Genomic DNA, 17333 nt, shown 5'->3' with positions numbered 1-17333 from the left:
GGCGCCATATGATTATTATCCATAACGGACAGTTTGTTTTAGAGGAAGGCATTGTCGAGGGCTTAGCTATTTTAATTGAGGGTGAGCAGATTAAAGCGATCATCCCAGAAGCCGAAGTCAGGAATGTTCCACATGCGCAAAAAATCGATGCGAATGGGGGCTATGTTTCTCCTGGCTTCATTGATATTCATTCCGATTATATTGAATCCCTTGTATCACCACGTCCAACAAGCATGATGGACGTACATATGAGTCTACGAGAAGCAGAGAAAACATTGATAGGCAATGGCATTACAACGATGTTTCATTCGCTATCCTTTTACCGAGAAGATGTTTTTACTCATAAACCCATGCGTTATCCAGAGAACGTGCAGCGACTTGTTGATGCGATCAGTCAGACACACGAGAAAGCCCACTTAATTCGCCATCGTCTCCATGCCCGGTTCGAGATAGATAACCTGGATGAGGTTAACCGGCTAATGGAGAACATCAAAGCAGGTAAGGTCGACTTGCTCTCCTTTATGGATCATACCCCCGGGCAAGGTCAGTATCGCAATCTGGAAATCTACCGGGATACATTAAAAGGGTACCGGGATATTTCTGATGAAGAATTAACGAGCCTTATTGAAGAACGGGTGCACACCCCTGTTCTATCAATCGAGCAAATGAAGGAAGTCGCGGAACTCGCACAGAGTTATGGGATCGCTCTTGCGTCTCATGATGATGACGACGTTAAAAAGATAGAGTTGGTACAAGAGATTGGAACCACAATTAGTGAGTTTCCGATTACGTTAGATGTGGCAAAGAAAGCCAACGAATGCGGACTTGACATTGTTGTCGGTGCACCAAATATCATGCTTGGAGGCTCCCATTCTGGCAATCTATCGGCTGTTGTTGCGATCCAAGAGGGCTGTGCGGATATTCTGTGTAGCGACTATTATCCGTCTGCAATTTTACATTCCATATTTGCTCTTCATGAACAACACGGACTCGATCTACACCAGATGTTTCAATTGGCGACTCGTAATCCGGCCAAAGCAGTGAAGCTTGATCATCAGATTGGATCGATTACACCTGGATTAAAAGCTGACTTACTTATCATTGAAAAACTGAGTGACGGATTCCCAACGGTGACCTCAGCGATTATAAATGGCGAGGTAGCGACAACGACAAACTATCGCAATCAATCCACGATGTCGGAGGTGCGCTAATGCCATTACTGCAAGTGGAAGGGTTCGGAAAATCATTCACAATCGCTCATTTGAGCCAAACGATTCGAGCAGTGGAAGGCATTGATTTTATGGTTGAAAAAGGAGCCTTTCTTGGTATTACAGGTAAGTCGGGCAGTGGCAAGTCAACCATTCTTAAAAGTATCTATCGGACATACCTACCCGATGAAGGCCGGATTTGGTTTGATTCCGAGCAATTTGGCAGAATTGATCTACTGCAAGCAGACGAACAGCAGATGGTGTATTTGCGGAAACATGAAATTGGTTACGTCTCACAATTTTTATCGGTGATGCCGCGTACCACGACGCTTCAGCTTGTTGAACAGTCCGTATTAGAAATGGGCTATAGCCAACGTGACGCGAATAAAGAAGCCATACACGTGCTCACCCATTTTGAGCTAGATGAGAGGTTATGGCACACGTACCCGAATACATTTTCAGGGGGCGAAAAGCTACGTTTGAACATTGCGATTGCATCTGTAAAGAAACCTCGATTACTGCTATTAGATGAGCCTACAGCTAGTTTGGATGGAAAATCGAAATTAAAGGTACGTGAATTAATTGAGAAGCTGAAGTTGGATGGAACCACACTAATAGGTGTGTTTCATGACATTGAATTCATGGATGGACTTTGTGATCAAGTATACGATATGAAACAAAAAGCATACGAACAAACGGAACGTGTGCGATGAAGGCGGATTTGCATGTGCATAGTCATTATTCTGATGGATCAGACTCTGTGGAAGAGGTGATTAAACAAGCGAAGCACCAAAACGTCACCCATTTGAGCTTCGTTGATCATGACACGGTGACCAGTCTGCCTGAGGCGATGGAACAAGGGCAGAAGGTTGGCATTCATATCATCCCAGGTATTGAAATATCTGCCTATGATTTTAAACGGAACCGAAAAGTTCATGTATTAGGGTACGGTTATGACACGCAAGCACGATACCTTACTGAATTATGCCAAGCGATTCTACACCGTAGACACACCCATTCGTTATGGCAAATTGATCAACTAAATGCTCATGGTTATCACATGGATAAGTCACAGGTGATAGATACAGCCAAACCTAGCAGCACTATTTATAAGCAACATATTATGAAGCAGCTAACTGACGCCCCATATTCGTCAGAGACGTATCAAAGTCTATATCGTTCCCTATTTAAAGGTGACGGACCGGCTTCTGGAGACATTGTCTATGCCGATGTCTATGATGCTGTGCGTGCGATTAAACAGGATGGAGGACTGGCGGTTATTGCTCATCCTGGTCAACTAAATTCGTATAACCTGATTCCAGAGTTACTGGAAGTCGGCCTAGATGGAATTGAACGAAACCATCCTGATCATCAAGCGGATGATCACAGCAAGGTTGAGAGATTGGCGCATGACTATAACCTGTTCGTAACGGGAGGCTCTGATTATCATGGGCAATTTGGTACGCCAGTCATAATCGGGTCTCAGCCGAAGATTCTGTCGAAACATGACCGATTATTTCAACATTGTAAATAAAAGATGAAAGAATTTTGGTAATAATGTAAATGTTCATCATATTCAAGGGAATTATGGTTAAATGAAATAGCCATAAGGCAATCGTGTGATAACTTTTGAGGGGTGGATGAAACGTGTTAAGAAAACGCTTTGGTTTAGCTTCAGTAGCTTTATTGATGATGGGATTGGCTGCTTGCTCGGATAATAGTGAAGGAGGTGCGTCAGCGGAGGCGAACGGTTCTTCGGATGAAGAAATTAATTTCGTATGGTACCCGAACGAATCTGGACAAGATATGACCTCGTCACGTGACGCCATCGGTGCAATTATTGAAGAAGCGACAGGTCGAGAAGTGAATCATCAGTTAACAACCGATTATGCCATTGCGATTGAGACTCTAGTAAATGATAATGCGGAACTAGCATTTATGGGCGCCCAAGGGTACATAGAAGCAAACAACAGTAATGACGCGATTCAGCCACTTTTTGTGCAGTCAGGTGCATCGGGTACATTGGATGACGCCGTTTATTATAGCTGGCTTGCTGTGAATCTTGATGATGAAGATATCTACAAAGATGGAGACGACTATAACCTAGATGAGATCGCAGATAAAACGATGTCTTTTGTCTCGAATAGCTCAACGTCTGGATTTAAAGTGCCAGCATCAGGTATTATCTCGCATTTTGAAGATGAGGATCTGGATGAGGAGAGCCTGATGGAAGGTGGTCCACTTTTCTCTCAAGTTCTGTTCGGTAACTCCCATCAAGGGTCAGCTGTGAACGTATTAAATGGAAATGCGGATGTTGCAGCATTTTGTGATACATGCGTAGAGAATTATGTAGAGCTTGTTGAAGGGGAAGAAAATCGCCCTGGATCTATTTATAAAGTGAAAGATGATGCGGCTGAACCGTTTAATACGGTAACAGGCAGTGAGTTTGTCCTTATTAGTGTAACACCAGTATTAAATGCTCCATTTGTCGGAAACATTGACTTACTCGGAGAAGATGTGTTCAAAGAAATACAAGACCATTTTGCCTCAGATGAAGTGGCTGAGAATGAAGAGATTTTTGTTCCTGAAGACTCGGAAGAATCCGCGTTATTTTTCAAATCTGAGAATGAACGATTTGCCCCTGTAGACGATGATTGGTTTAATCCGATTCGCGAACTATCAAACTAGTTAAAAGGAGTGAGGTTCGATGGCTCTACTCGAGGTACAAGGCCTAACCAAATCGTATCAGGCTAATGTAACCGTCTTACAAGATATACACTTTCATGCGGAGGCTGGAGAGTTCTTGTCGATCATCGGACCATCTGGAGCGGGGAAGTCAACACTTCTCCGCTGCCTTAATCGCTTAATAGAAGCGGACGCAGGTGACATTACGTTTGACAAAAAAAATATACGCGACTTAAAGCGTAACGAATTAAGAAAAGTCCGGACAGATATTGGAATGGTGTTCCAACATTACAACCTAGTGCCGCGTCTAACGGTGATTGAAAATGTCCTTCATGGCCGTTTTGGCTACAAATCAACGTTACAAGGTATTCTTGGTCTTTTCTCTGAGGAGGAGAAAGAGCGTGCCTTCTTCTTATTAAAGAAGCTTGGGATTGAAGAACATGCGTATAAGCGTTGTGATCAGCTAAGTGGTGGGCAGCAACAGCGTGTAGGCATTTGTCGTGCGCTCATTCAGAATCCTAAATTAATTCTGTGTGATGAACCAATCGCTTCACTCGATCCCCATTCATCAAAAGTGATCATGGATTATCTAAAATCGATTACGGAAGAAATGGGCATTACATGCATCGTCAATCTACACCAGGTAGATGTTGCACAATCTTACTCTGATCGTGTGATTGGGTTAAATAGTGGCAAGCTTGTATTTGAGGGCTCGGCCGTTCAATTAACGCAAAGCTTCATCCGTGATGTATACGGAATGGATACAAAAGAGTTAATAACAGGGTAAGGGCGTGTTGATTTGAACGAGAAACAATTTAACAGGCGAAAGTGGAAAAGCCTTGGATTCTTTATCATCGTCGTAGGAATTACTTGGTTCTCAGCTCACTTAACTGCCTTTAATTTTATTGAAGGAATCACAACCATTCCAGCTGCATTCATATGGATGGCAGAAAATTTGTGGATCACAGCAGACACGTTTGATAGACTACCTGGAATTATGGATCGACTCATTGAGACGATCCTCATGTCGATCGCGGCAACGACGCTCGCTGCGATCTTGTCCTTTTTTTTAGGGCTTGCAGGGTCCAATACAACCTCGAAGAACAGTGTGATTGGCGCGTTTGCTCGATTTATTGCTTCTGTTGCAAGGAATATTCCTATTGTGGCATGGGCACTTATCCTATTACTTTCCTTTGGTCAAAATTCGTTAACAGGATTTCTTGCACTATTTATTGGAACTGTTGGCCTTTTAACTCGAGCTTTTATTGAAGTAATTGATGAAGCGGGATTAAGCGCCTATGAAGCCTTAACAGCAACAGGCTCCACATTCTTTCAGATCGTTGGTAAAGCAGTGATGCCTCAGACAATGCCTCAAATGGTCAGCTGGGTATTGTTTATGATTGAAACAAATATTAGAAGTGCCACCTTAGTTGGACTCCTAACCGGTACAGGAATCGGCTATTCGTTTGATCTATATTATAAAATGCGTGATTATCATACGGTTACGTTAATAACCATGCTTATTGTTATAACCGTTATATGTATTGAACTCACCTCAAATCGTATAAGGAAGGTTATTATATGACAGTATACGATTATGCCAAACGAACACGTTCGGGGAAAATTAATATTCGTGCCGGAAATAAAGTGGATCGCTCATTAAATGGAACGGTTGTTGTTCTAGGCATATTAACGATCGCTGCCTTTTTCTTTTTTGACTATAGAGGCTTTGAGCTGGTTCGAGCCATTACTGAAACAACAAGCAATCTGCAAACCATGTTTTTACAACCGGGACTGAGTCACTTTGACTTGTCGCATGCCATCTACCAAGTTGGGGTGACCCTAGCTCTCGCCATGTTAGCCACAATCATTGGAGCCGTCATTGCGCTATTTCTTGCCTTATGGTCCGCAGAAAATTTATCCATCGGTTGGGTAGCCAAATCGATTAAAATCTTTGTTGCTTTTATCCGAGCGGTTCCAACCGTCCTCTGGGTGCTGATCTTTGCGATTGCTGCCGGTCTCGGAAGTGCTGCAGCCATTCTCGGTATGCTGTTCCACTCCATCGCTTACTTAGTAAAAGTATTCTCTGAGTCCTTTGAAGAAGTGGACAAAGGTATGATTGAAGCGCTTCGTGCAACAGGAGCCGGCTGGTGGCAAACCGTCACCCACGCCGTTCTCCCCTCAACCTTCACCTACCTGCTTTCCTGGACCTTTCTGCGATTTGAAATTAACTTCTCCGTCGCAGTAGCCATGGGAGCCGCAGCAGGAGCAGGAGGTATTGGCTTTGAATTATTTATGGCCTCCGGGTTCTACTTTGACCTAAGAGAAGTTGGCTTCATCACCTATGCAGTCTTAATTGTCGCTGTCCTACTTGAAGTGACATCAACACGATTAAAGAGAAGGTACTTTCCAACGAAGGCGAGTTAACCCATAAAAAAGTGGACATCCCAATGTAGATGTCCACTTTGTACGTTATAGAGTAGTAATAATCGGTCCATCCTTCGTCAGAATTACCGTATGTTCGTATTGCGCGACATAGCTTTTTTCCGTTACAAAAGTTAACCCATCCTCAGATTGAAACACTTCCTCGTCGAAGGTAGAGATAAAGGGCTCAAAGGCAATGACCATACCATCTTTTAAAATCTCGTCATCCCATGGTGTGTAGTAACTGAAAATATGATCAGGAGCCTCATGAATCGAGCGCCCTACACCGTGTCCAGTTAGGTTTTTGATGACAGTTAACCCATGCTGTTTTGCGACATTGTGTGCAGCTTTTCCAAGTGCACTCTTTCTCGCTCCTGGTTTCGCCTTCGTAAGTCCAGCATCAAAGGCTTCCTTCACCACATCACATACCTTCTGTAAAAAGGCCTCGCCTTCTCCAACAACAAAGGACATCCCAGTATCCGCGAAATACCCGTTTTTTGAACCGGACACATCAATATTCACTAGGTCCCCTTCTCGAATGATGCGTTTGCTCGGAACCCCGTGAGCCACTTCTTTATTAACACTAATACACGTGTGCCCAGGAAAATCATACACGCTAATCGGTGCAGATTCAGCACCTGCCTCCGCAAACATTTTTCCCGCTATGTCATCGAGCTCTTTTGTTGTGATTCCAGGTTTGGTGCTCTCGACTAATGTATTTCGAATGGCTCCGCAAATTGTGCCAATCTCTTTTAATCCGTTAAAATCCTCTTCTGTTTTTGCAATCATTGTATATCCTCACTTCCAAGCTCTATATGCTCTTGCTCTACTATTGGTAGTATATCATTTTGACAACCTCAGTGTGCTCACATGCTGAAAGTTCGTGTTGAGGAAATGAAAGGAGTGGGAATGCAGAGACAATGCGCGAAAAAATGGAGTCAGTGCTCAAAAATTAAAGGTCGATGCTCAAAAACGTCTGGAATGCTCAAAAACACGTGCCCTGTGCGCGGAAAAGAGGGTGCGATGCTCAAAAAGCCATGGAATGCGCGAAAATGATCGAGTTATGCTCAAAAAGTATAAAGTGTCGCCGCTGTCAGCACATCCATGTTTCTCCATCTCTCATCCGGGTATTCTAAAAGTATAACGAGATGGAGGGTGTATATATGAGCCGGATGAAAACCTTTCGCCTCTTCTTAGTCATTGTTTTCTCCATCATTGCAGGATTAGAATTTGTTGATGTGCTTACATTCTATGGTCAGCCTGCCGTGAGGTTTAGTATGATTTCAGCATTTATACTAATGATGATCTATAAGGTGTTTGAGGCGAAGAAAGAGGAGAAGAACCATCACTATTCATAAAGTAGGATGCAACCATCATGATGAGGTGGTTGTTTTTTTTTTTGTGTGCCTATCATTCTTTTGTATGAAGTATGCGGAAACTGTACAGTTATCTACAACGAAGACGAGAACCTCTGGCAAATCTCAGAATTAATTGAAACAAATGAGACAGATATTGAAGATCTATAGAAGAAAGGGCACCTCCGATCGATGGATTGGAGGTGTTTTTTTGTGGGAGGTGTGCGGGAGGTTGGAGGATGCGCGAAAAACTGTAGAATGCTCAACAAAACGAGCCAAGTGCGCGTAGACCGCCCAAACGCTCAAAACCCGAGCCACCTCCCACCAACACAAAGCTTCATCTCACCCCTGTCCCCGCAACACTCAATAAATTATCAGATATAATATTAACTTTTTAGTCTTTTTATAATAGGAAAATCTGTCATACTAATTTTTGAAAGCGATTTCATTAAAGGGGGGATTTAGTTTGAAGAGATATATCTATACAGGTGCCGTGATTAGTATGTCGGCTCTACTTGCTGCATGTGGTGGGAACTCGGAAGAAACGGGTGGGTCCAACAGTGATGATGTGGTGGAGCTGAGCTTTTGGGCATCGGCTAACCCGGATCGGGATGATTTTAAGTTAACGATGGATCGTGTGGAACAGTTTAATGAAGAGCATGATGATATTCAGCTAAATATAGAGACTACGCCTCACGCGGATTATCGGACGCGCTTGAATACACAGGCGGCGGGTGGGCAACTTCCGGATATTTTTCAAGTGTGGCCGGGTACGGAATTGCAGCCACTTGTAGATGGTGGGGCAGTCGGATCGATTAATAATATTTTAGATAACTGGACGGATAACGGACTTTTAAATGAAGATGCGATTGCTGATTTTTCGTTTGATGGAGAAACGTATGCCATTCCTTCTGTACAGAATCCAACGAGCTTCGTCTATTATAATGTTGATATGTTAAATGATCTGGGTTATGAGGAGTTCCCGCAAACGTATGATGAGTTTAAGGAGCTTATTGAAGATCTAAAGGCTGAGGATACAACTCCGATTGCTCTAGGAAATTCGGCTTCGTGGGTGCTTCAATCTGTGTATATCTCAACCATTGCTGATCGTTTTACAGGCAACGATTTTATCGCTCAAGTTCTTGAAGGAGAGCGTGCTTTTACAGATGATGACTTTGTTGAGGCGCTTGGTGTGATTGATGAGCTAGTAGACATTGGTGCATTTAATGAAGATTTGAACACCATTGATGATAATCAGATGATTGAGTACTTCCTCCAAGAGCGTTCGGCCATGGTGATTGATGGGAACTGGGGTGCGATTAGCATTCTAACCAATAAGCCTGATGATATGAATGTAGGAATTGCCCCATTCCCTCTAGGGGATACTGGAACCATTTCAACTGTATATGGAAATGCGTGGTCTTTAAATGCCGACTTAGAAGGTGAAAAACGAGAAGCAGGAGAAACCTTTTTAAAGTGGATGTTTAATGAGGACTTCTACCAAGAGTTAATTGGGGTCAATCGAGTGGTAGCTGCTGATGTGGAAATGCCTAGTGATGCAGATCTTGAGCCATTGTTCCTTGATATGCTAGAGCTCTCACAACAAGCTCCACCAGCTCCTGTATATGATGCGGTCCTCCCTCAAGCCGTTAACAACGTGCTTCAGAATGAGCTTCAAGCCATAACAATTGGTCGCTCAACACCTGAGGAAGCTGCACAAAATATTCAAAATGCTGTAAACACACAATGATGCTATAGTAGATAAAAAAGAGCAGGGCATTCTTTCATAGAATCGCGCTGCTTTTTTTAACTACTTATTGTAAAAGGACTGTCGCTTACGATGAAAAGGTGGGTGTTTTTTCGCGATTGGAGTTTGCGTTGGAAGTCATTTCTTATTTTATTATCGCTTATTTTGATTCCGGCTTCGACGATTAGTTTGCTTGTGTATTATCAGTCAAATACGATTTTGGAGAGGCAAGTGATTGAGCGCAACGAACAGAATTTACGGCATATTGAACACAATTTACTTGAAGTGATGAATGGAATGGAAGAGTTGTCTAGCTACATCATTTATAGTGAAGAGTTCCGTCAATATATGACGTTACCTGTTGATCATGAGGGAAGTGATCCCGAGGAAATGCAACGACTCCAGGATCATATTCGAGGCTTTTTTACCTTTCATCTGAACAACAAAAGCTATGTTCATTCAGCTCAGGTTGAAGGGATTAATGGAACACAGCTTCATTTAGGTGAACGAATCAGTGGGGATGAATTACTTTGGGAGGAACAAGCAGAGGATGCACATGGAAAGATCGTATGGACAGATCCGTATGCCATGGAGAGTGAAGGCTGGGTTCCAGAAGACTACCAGATGATTTCCCTTTTCCGTGAGATAAATAATCTATTTGATATTACGGAACCAATTGGCCAGGTGCGCATTCGTTTAGATGAACGAGAGTTATATTCCTATATGACAAATGGGTATCTGAATCCGAATGATGAAACGGTTTTGCTACAGAAGGATGGGCGAGTCCTTTCACATCAAGATCATCAGTTGGTTGGAGAATCTTATCCAAATGACTATGTGGTCCAGCAAATGCAGGATAAGGCGGGGCCCTTTCAATATGATGAAGAAAATGGAGATGCTTATTACGCTGTCACTCGGAAGGTTGAGGGTCGAGATCTGTACCTTGTCTCAACAGTGAGTGAGGATTATATATTAGACGAATTTACTGGGATTCGTAAAACGATGCAAATTATTATGATTGTCGCAGGGGTTATTGGTCTCATCGCATTTGTTGGATTTATGCTCACCATAATTAAACCTATTACTGAACTAACTCGGGAGACGAGGCGATTGGAAGACGGTGATTTTTCGGCTCAGGTACGGGTTCGCTCAGATGATGAATTAGGGCAACTAGGCTCACGTTTTAATAAAGCGGTCGTTCAAATTCAACACTTAATTGATACAAAGTATAAGCTAGAGATTCAAAACAAAGATTCAGAATTGAAAGCGCTACAAAGTCAGATTAATCCCCATTTCCTTTACAACACTTTAGATATGATTCGTTGGACAGCACGAATGGAAGGGGCGAATGATACTGGCAAAAGCATTGAAGATTTGTCTAGACTATTCCGGATTAGCCTAAGTCAAGGCAAGCTCTGGATTTCACTAAAGGAAGAGTTGTCCTACGTCCAAAGTTATCTAGAATTACAGAAGCGCCGGCTAGGTGGTCAGCTTACTTTTTCTGTGCGAATGGAAACCGGAACGGAGCAATGTCTGATATTAAAGCTATTGCTGCAACCTCTAGTAGAGAACAGCCTCGAGCATGGTTTTAGTGAACTTGATCCAGCGAATTCGATTGCAATTCGCGCCTATCGAAAAGGTGAGGTCGTGGTCATTGATGTGATAGATAACGGAAAAGGATTGCCTGTAAACGTGCAGACCTTTAATGAATCGTTACATCAACCAAATCAGCAAAGGCATGGCTATGCCTTACGAAACATCCATGAACGATTAGTGAATCGATTTGGACCGGAATGTGGATTGAAGGCTCTCGATTCAAAACAAGGTACCCATATTCGAATCAGCATTCCTTATCGAGTGAAGGAGGGGGAGAGGTAATGAACATGAAGATGCTCATTGTAGATGATGAGCCTGTTATTTGCCAAGGACTTGCACAAACGATTGATTGGCAAAGTATTGGCGTGGAGGTAGTTGGCCTTGCTTTTAATGGACGACAAGCGTTGCAAAAAGTTGAGCAAAACCAAGTGGATATCATCTTAACCGATATTTCAATGCCAGACATGGATGGCCTGGAATTAGCAGCGTGTATCGTTCAACAGCATCCGGATACAAAAATGATCATTATTAGTGGTTATGATGACTTTGAGTACGCCCGACAGGCCATTCGATTAGGGGTAGAAGACTATCTCCTAAAACCTGTGGATGTGGATGAATTAATGGGTCTCGTTAAGAATGTCTCAGAAAAGATTATGCTAGATCGTAAAGTAAATAGTTATCCAAAAGAGGCAGAGCTGTGTTTGGTGGAATCCGTGTTGATGCAGGATGAAGAAAAGGTAAAAGCATGTATTGCCGATACCGTATCGGTGATGAAGGCAAACGACTATTCGTTTCGTCAAACGGTACACGTCTGCCAAGAACTTGAGCTAGTCCTCAAACGGAAGCTACAAGAGCGACTGCCAAATAGACCATTAGATGAGGTAGAACTCCATTTGCAAAATGAGATGGAAGTCCAAGAAGTAACTACGTTGTCAGCGATTGAAGAAATTTTTGTGAACGATGTCATAAGGATTCTTGGAGAAGTGGACCAGTCCAAACAAAATCATTGGGTCATCGAGAACATCAAGCGATATATCGATAAAAATTATCAGCTGGATCTGCGCGCATCTGAACTGGCAGAGCAGCATTTTATTACACCGAATTATTTCAGTATGCTGTTTAAACAAGAAACAGGCAAAAGCTTTTCTGAGTATTTAAATGGGTTACGCATTCAGAAGGCATCCGAGCTATTACTGGATACATCAAATAAAGTGTTTGAAATCGCTGAATTTGTCGGCTACAAGGAGTATAAGTATTTTGTGCAAGTCTTTAAGAAGAAGCTCGGTTTGACACCTACTCTGTACCGTCGTTTAAACGCACCGCAGGATACTCGAAAAAAACAGATATAATCGTAGCTTTTGGGATTTTTGTGTGTGGTAAATACAATTACAATGCAAATAGTAAACGCTTTCAAATAACTAGTGAAAGGATGTGAGGCCACGTGCATTTATTAAAAAGCCGCTGGAAAATCGCGCTCGGCGTGATCCCGGCCTTACTTATCTATTGCATCTTCAGCATTATTCCAATCTTTATTTCTTTCTACTATTCCTTTATGTCTTGGAATGGATTCTCTGCCATGCAATATGTGGGGATTGCGAACTTTCAAGCCATATTAAATGATTCCGTATTTTGGCTATCGGTTCGAAATAATCTAATCGTGGTCGCGGCATCAGTATTTGGTCAAATTCCCATTGCCCTTGTACTTGCTCTGCTTTTAAATCAAAAAATAAAAGGCGCAAAGTTCTTTCGTACCATTGCCTTCTTGCCAGTAGTCATCTCTACAGTAGTCATTTCACTTACGTGGCGCTTGATCTTTAATGTTGAACAAGGGCTGCTTAACAACCTACTAGACAACCTGGGCTTAAGTGCGCTCGCACAAAACTGGCTCGGCAATCCAGATTACGCGATGTACGCCATTGCAGCGGTTATTATTTGGCAGTTTGTTGGACTTTATTTCATCATTTTCTTATCAGCCTTACAAACCGTACCAAACGATATTCTAGAAGCAGCCGAACTAGATGGAGCATCAGAATGGCAAAAAACGCGATATGTCACACTGCCATCGATCTGGGGTGTCATCATTATTGCCGTCATTCTTTGTATTAGTGGTAGCTTAAAAACCTTTGACTTAATCTACGTTATGACAGGCGGCGGACCCGCTAACTCAACAGAAGTTATGGCGACATACATGTACACAGAAACATTCCAAGGACTGCGATACGGATATGGAAGTGCTATCTCTGTTCTCATCTTTGTCTTTAGTATCGCCATGATCATCTTAGCCAATCTATTACTAAAAAAGCGCGGAAACCGGAAGCCAGTGTAAACAAAGGAGGTTTGTCTGATGGAAGTGGAAACGGCACCAAGAAAGGTAATCAATGAAAAAACAGCCAGACTAAAAAAGCTCACGAGGCGAGCATTTATCTATGTCATTCTTATTGCCTTCGCAATTGTGAATGCCTATCCGATTGTCTGGATGATCATGAACTCATTTAAATCAAGCCAGGACTTCGCCTTAAACCCATTCGGCTTACCTACCGAATGGGTCTGGACAAACTATGTAGAAGCCTGGTTCACTGCTAACATCAACACTTACTTCTTTAACAGTGTGTTTGTCGGTGTAGCGGCCGTTCTATTAACCGTACTATTTGGAGCACTCGCCTCCTATTTCTTAGCACGATTCAAATTCAGAGGACAAAAAGTGCTGTACTCCTTCTTTATCCTAGGATTACTCGTGCCCATTCACGCAACCCTTGTGCCGATGTTTATCCTAATGCAGAAAATAGGACTGATAGACACACATCTTGCACTAATCTTTCCATACATTGCCTTTAACCTATCTATTACGATTTTTCTACTAACCAGCTTCATGAAATCATTTCCGAAAGAAATCGAAGAATCTGCCGTCATGGACGGAGCTGGCGTCTTCCGCATCTTCTGGTCGATCATCCTACCCATGACCCGCCCAGTGCTGGCAACAGCTATCATCATAAATTTCATCAACAACTGGAACGAATTCAGCTTCGCCCTAGTCCTAATCAACGACGACGCCCTGCGAACCCTGCCACTCGGCCTAGCAAACTTCGCCGGCCAACACTCAACAAACTACACCGCCCAAATGGCTGCGCTCACGATTGTACTCGTGCCAACGATCCTGTTCTATCTCGTGATGGAAAAGCAAATTGTTCAGGGTATGACGCAAGGTGCGGTGAAGGGGTAGGAGTAGAGTGGGAGGTGCGGGGGTTTAGGTGTGGTGATGGAAAAATATAAATCAATGCTCAAAAAAATTGAAGAATGCTCAAAAACATATGCTCCCTGCGCGGAAATGAAAGGGCAGTGCTCAAAAAGCATTTGAATGCGCGGGAATGTAGTTATGATGCTCAAAAAACATAGCTTAATGCTCAAAAACTTGAGGAATGCTCAAAAACACATGCTCTCTGCGCGGAAATGAAGAGGTTGTGCTCATAAAAATTAAGAATGCGCAAAAAGGTTTGGCCTATGATAAAAAAGCAATGGAATGCGCGGGAATGTAGGCGTAATGCTCAAAAGTCTTTAGATGCGCGAAAAAGTAGTTATGATGCTCAAAAAATATAGCTCAATGCTCAAAAACTTCTAGAATGCTCAAAAACACATGCTCCACGCGCGGAAATGAAGAGGCAGTGCTCAAAAAAACGAAAAATGCGCAAAAAAGGTCGTTGAATGCTCAAAAAAGAGTGCGCAGGATCAAATACAAATTACCCCTCTGATTAAAATAATCAGAGGGGTAATACTTCTATTATGAATTGGCACTAACTTTGTCAAAGTACAGCTTCATCTCAGAGCTTACTTTTTCAAGATCATTAATTAACTGACTGAAGTCCGTCACTAAGTTTGCTTGTTCGGAAGAGGAGCTTTTAATTTGATCCACATTCGCAACAAGTGCCTCAATATGTGTTTTTATATTTTCTAATGATTCATTCATTTTACTTGTCGTTTTTGTTGTTTCACTCGAAAGTTTTCGAACCTCTTCAGCTACAACAGAAAAGCCAGCACCTGCCGCTCCAGCTCGAGCCGCTTCTATAGAAGCATTTAAGCCAAGAATGGTAGTCTGGCGCTGGATATTCGTAATTTCAACGGTAGATTCCACTGTTTGGCCTGTAAGTTCCAACGATTGAGTCGATTGATGAGAGATTTCCTCACTAGAAGCGGCTAACTGCTGAGAATGGTTCGAGACAACTTGCGCTGCATCCTGTAAGCCACCAATAATTCCGCCAATCTGTTGCATATACTCATCTAATTGTCGCTCAGACTCAAGGGATCTTACCGCGGCAAACTGTCCAATGACCTGACCAGTATCGTCTTTAATAGGAAACGCCCTTACAAAAACCGGTACACCATATACTTCTTTTGACAATCGCTCTGCCGTGTATTCTCCAGCAAACACTTTTTTAGCATTCGGATCATCCTTGGCGATCGGACTTCCAACTGGAATATCTAAATCAATATTGCGACTGGGAAGAAAACAGAGAAACTTCTCCCGATCCGTAATGGCAATCAAAATCTCCTCTCCAAAAACGGTTTGTATATCCTTCGCTATATGAACTAAGTTATCTAATTGATTCATCTATTCATTCATCCCCTCTACTGTCTATTTATCGACTAAAAATGAGGTGAATTCCTTGCATAAAATTTTACAATACAAGAGCAGAGGAATGTGCGGAAAAGGGGGTGTGGGACTCAAAAATCCTTAGAATACGCGTGAAAAAAGGTGCGGTGCTAAAAAAAACTAAAATCGTATCGTAGATATGAGAAAGATGATTGGATTTAAGTGAACGATATAATTGTTAAAATGATTGCAAATCGCTGAAGCTATTTATCGTGTGACAGGTGATAAGTGTCTTTTATATATTTTGAAGGAAAATAATTAATTTAAAGGTTGATTCTTACCAAATAAGGGTAAGTACATAGAAGGATAAATGAATCAGTTAATATTTCGTTCATTAGTCTGTGTTTTGATTTTCTCAAGGATTTAAAATGAAAAAATCAAGGCTTTTGTTGTATATGGAAAATTATTCACAAAAGGTACAATGGAAATGGATTACTTTCGTGTGAGGAAAATGGAATATTTTTTACATAAGGTGGTGAATGTGTGATGTTAACAACAGGACCAGCTAAGATTGAAGTGACGGACGAACAACTAAATGAGTTGCAACAGATCTATCAGTCTTTGCATGAAGATATGAATGGAATGATAACGGATTTCTTTACACCATTTGAAATGATGATAAGCGAGGGAGTGTTTGTGGGAGAATCTGCAGAGGCTTTTTCGGCGTTTTGTTCGTTAGTAAGGAGTTACCTTGAAGTAAGGTCTGAGATCTCTTTGACGGAACTAGAAAATGCGGGTAAACAATTTTCAAATGAAATTCAGGAAGTTGAATCAATATAATAGAATGGAGATGAGTTCATGTCTATGGAAATTCAGGTAGACCCGGCAGCGGTTCAAAGTCTAGTTGAAAAAGCAAGACAGGTTCCTTCAGAACGGATGAACGCTGCAATTGATAAATTGTCGGATTTACAAGAGGTAACCTCAGATTGGAAAGGCGATGCGGTCGAGAGTCACGAAGCTGCAAGAAACGAACTTGAAAATGTTCTGACAAATTCAAAAGCCTTAATGGACGCAATACTTTCGACACTAGACCAAGCAGTCGAGGATTTTTCCTCAAAAGATGAGGAAATTAGTATGAAATTTGAAAAAAAAGTGGACAATTACTCGTCTAAGTAGAGAAATTAATCATCTGTACAGGAGGATGTGAAATGGATAACAGCCAGCAGATATTCTTGCTGAACCAAAGGATAACTTCTAAGCAATCATCAATTAGTACTCTTTCCGGGCAAAATAATACTTACCGTTCTCAGCATAGCGATGGGATTTCTGAATTGAATCGATTGGAGAAGCAGCTAGAAGATTTACTTCAGAATCAACAAGATATGATTAATCAATTAGACAAAATAGAAGGATTAACTGTTGGTGAAGGTTCGCCAATGGGACGAATTAAATTTTTTGCGCCTGGATTACTCGAAGGTAGAGCACTAGAGAAAATTCAAGAACGAATTGCAAACCGACAGGATCAACAATTACAGGGGCGGAACCGAATTCAAGAAACCATTCATGAGGCGGATGATGATATCAGTGAACTGGAAGGCAAAATTGAAGATCAGAAGGCAGCCAACTTGCAACTTGAACAGCTCCTATCGAATAATCAAAATCGAATTGATCAATTGAAATTACAAGTTTCATCAGACCGAAGCAGGCTACGGATGATGTAAGGAGGGAGAGGA

The 17333-nt window shown here is 42.1% G+C and carries 18 protein-coding genes; 16 read left to right on the top strand and 2 right to left on the bottom strand.

Going from position 1 to position 17333, the window contains the following annotated elements; translation table 11 throughout:
• Positions 1 to 8: 8 nt before the first annotated feature.
• The 7 genes from phnM (at position 9) to J2S05_RS08675 (ending at position 6320) form a co-directional block, all read left to right on the top strand.
• Positions 9 to 1211, top strand: coding sequence for a phosphonate metabolism protein PhnM (gene phnM / locus J2S05_RS08705; protein ID WP_306981884.1), 1203 nt, complete (start codon positions 9 to 11; stop codon positions 1209 to 1211).
• Positions 1211 to 1921, top strand: coding sequence for a phosphonate C-P lyase system protein PhnL (locus J2S05_RS08700; RefSeq protein WP_306981882.1), 711 nt, complete (start codon positions 1211 to 1213; stop codon positions 1919 to 1921). Before phnM ends, J2S05_RS08700 begins: the two co-directional genes overlap by 1 nt.
• Positions 1918 to 2742, top strand: a complete 825-nt coding sequence (locus J2S05_RS08695; protein WP_306981879.1) for a PHP domain-containing protein — start codon at positions 1918 to 1920, stop codon at positions 2740 to 2742. The genes J2S05_RS08700 and J2S05_RS08695 overlap by 4 nt, the downstream gene beginning before the upstream one ends.
• Positions 2743 to 2855: 113 nt before the next feature.
• A complete protein-coding gene (locus J2S05_RS08690; protein WP_370873620.1) occupies positions 2856 to 3896 on the top strand; it encodes a PhnD/SsuA/transferrin family substrate-binding protein in 1041 nt (346 codons plus the stop codon).
• A gap of 19 nt (positions 3897 to 3915) precedes the next feature.
• The gene (phnC, locus tag J2S05_RS08685; protein WP_306981877.1) at positions 3916 to 4680 is read left to right on the top strand and encodes a phosphonate ABC transporter ATP-binding protein; all 765 of its coding nucleotides are present in this window, start codon (positions 3916 to 3918) and stop codon (positions 4678 to 4680) included.
• A gap of 12 nt (positions 4681 to 4692) precedes the next feature.
• Entirely contained in the window at positions 4693 to 5478 is a 786-nt protein-coding gene (locus J2S05_RS08680; protein ID WP_306981875.1) for a PhnE/PtxC family ABC transporter permease, read from the top strand.
• Positions 5475 to 6320, top strand: coding sequence for an ABC transporter permease subunit (locus J2S05_RS08675; RefSeq protein WP_306981871.1), 846 nt, complete (start codon positions 5475 to 5477; stop codon positions 6318 to 6320). Before J2S05_RS08680 ends, J2S05_RS08675 begins: the two co-directional genes overlap by 4 nt.
• A 45-nt stretch (positions 6321 to 6365) precedes the next feature.
• Here J2S05_RS08675 and map read toward each other — a convergent pair whose 3' ends face one another.
• On the bottom strand, positions 6366 to 7106 hold the full coding sequence (map, locus tag J2S05_RS08670) for a type I methionyl aminopeptidase (protein ID WP_306981870.1): 741 nt from the start codon (positions 7104 to 7106) through the stop codon (positions 6366 to 6368).
• 374 nt (positions 7107 to 7480) lie between these two features.
• On the opposite strand from map, the gene J2S05_RS08665 reads away from it, so the two are divergent.
• The 6 genes from J2S05_RS08665 to J2S05_RS08640 all read left to right on the top strand — a co-directional run bounded on the left by J2S05_RS08665 (position 7481) and on the right by J2S05_RS08640 (position 14235).
• On the top strand, positions 7481 to 7675 hold the full coding sequence (locus J2S05_RS08665) for a hypothetical protein (protein ID WP_306981868.1): 195 nt from the start codon (positions 7481 to 7483) through the stop codon (positions 7673 to 7675).
• Between the two features lie 463 nt (positions 7676 to 8138).
• Complete coding sequence (locus J2S05_RS08660; protein ID WP_306981866.1) at positions 8139 to 9422, top strand: extracellular solute-binding protein; 1284 nt, start codon at positions 8139 to 8141, stop codon at positions 9420 to 9422.
• Positions 9423 to 9512: 90 nt separating this feature from the next.
• Complete coding sequence (locus J2S05_RS08655) at positions 9513 to 11297, top strand: sensor histidine kinase (RefSeq protein WP_306981864.1); 1785 nt, start codon at positions 9513 to 9515, stop codon at positions 11295 to 11297.
• Positions 11297 to 12364, top strand: coding sequence for a response regulator transcription factor (locus J2S05_RS08650; RefSeq protein ID WP_306981863.1), 1068 nt, complete (start codon positions 11297 to 11299; stop codon positions 12362 to 12364). The genes J2S05_RS08655 and J2S05_RS08650 overlap by 1 nt, the downstream gene beginning before the upstream one ends.
• 92 nt (positions 12365 to 12456) lie before the next feature.
• Positions 12457 to 13341 carry a carbohydrate ABC transporter permease gene (locus J2S05_RS08645; RefSeq protein WP_306981861.1) on the top strand — a complete coding sequence of 295 codons (885 nt, stop codon included), beginning with the start codon at positions 12457 to 12459 and terminating at the stop codon, positions 13339 to 13341.
• A gap of 18 nt (positions 13342 to 13359) precedes the next feature.
• Positions 13360 to 14235, top strand: coding sequence for a carbohydrate ABC transporter permease (locus J2S05_RS08640; RefSeq protein ID WP_306981860.1), 876 nt, complete (start codon positions 13360 to 13362; stop codon positions 14233 to 14235).
• A gap of 555 nt (positions 14236 to 14790) precedes the next feature.
• Here J2S05_RS08640 and J2S05_RS08635 read toward each other — a convergent pair.
• Positions 14791 to 15618, bottom strand: a complete 828-nt coding sequence (locus J2S05_RS08635; protein ID WP_306981858.1) for a methyl-accepting chemotaxis protein — start codon at positions 15616 to 15618, stop codon at positions 14791 to 14793.
• A gap of 525 nt (positions 15619 to 16143) precedes the next feature.
• Here J2S05_RS08635 and J2S05_RS08630 point away from each other — a divergent pair.
• Genes J2S05_RS08630 through J2S05_RS08620 form a run of 3 tightly spaced genes read left to right on the top strand, consistent with a single transcriptional unit; the run spans position 16144 to position 17321 of the window.
• Entirely contained in the window at positions 16144 to 16440 is a 297-nt protein-coding gene (locus J2S05_RS08630; protein WP_306981856.1) for a hypothetical protein, read from the top strand.
• An 18-nt stretch (positions 16441 to 16458) separates the two neighbouring features.
• Positions 16459 to 16776 (top strand): WXG100 family type VII secretion target, encoded by a 318-nt coding sequence (locus tag J2S05_RS08625; protein ID WP_306981854.1) that lies wholly within the window; start codon positions 16459 to 16461, stop codon positions 16774 to 16776.
• Between the two features lie 32 nt (positions 16777 to 16808).
• Positions 16809 to 17321, top strand: a complete 513-nt coding sequence (locus tag J2S05_RS08620) for a hypothetical protein (RefSeq protein WP_306981853.1) — start codon at positions 16809 to 16811, stop codon at positions 17319 to 17321.
• Positions 17322 to 17333: the final 12 nt, after the last annotated feature.

Source organism: Alkalicoccobacillus murimartini (assembly GCF_030813245.1).
Classification (GTDB): Bacteria; Bacillota; Bacilli; order Bacillales; family Bacillaceae_D; genus Alkalicoccobacillus; species Alkalicoccobacillus murimartini.
This window is presented reverse-complemented; position numbering and strand designations above follow the sequence as displayed.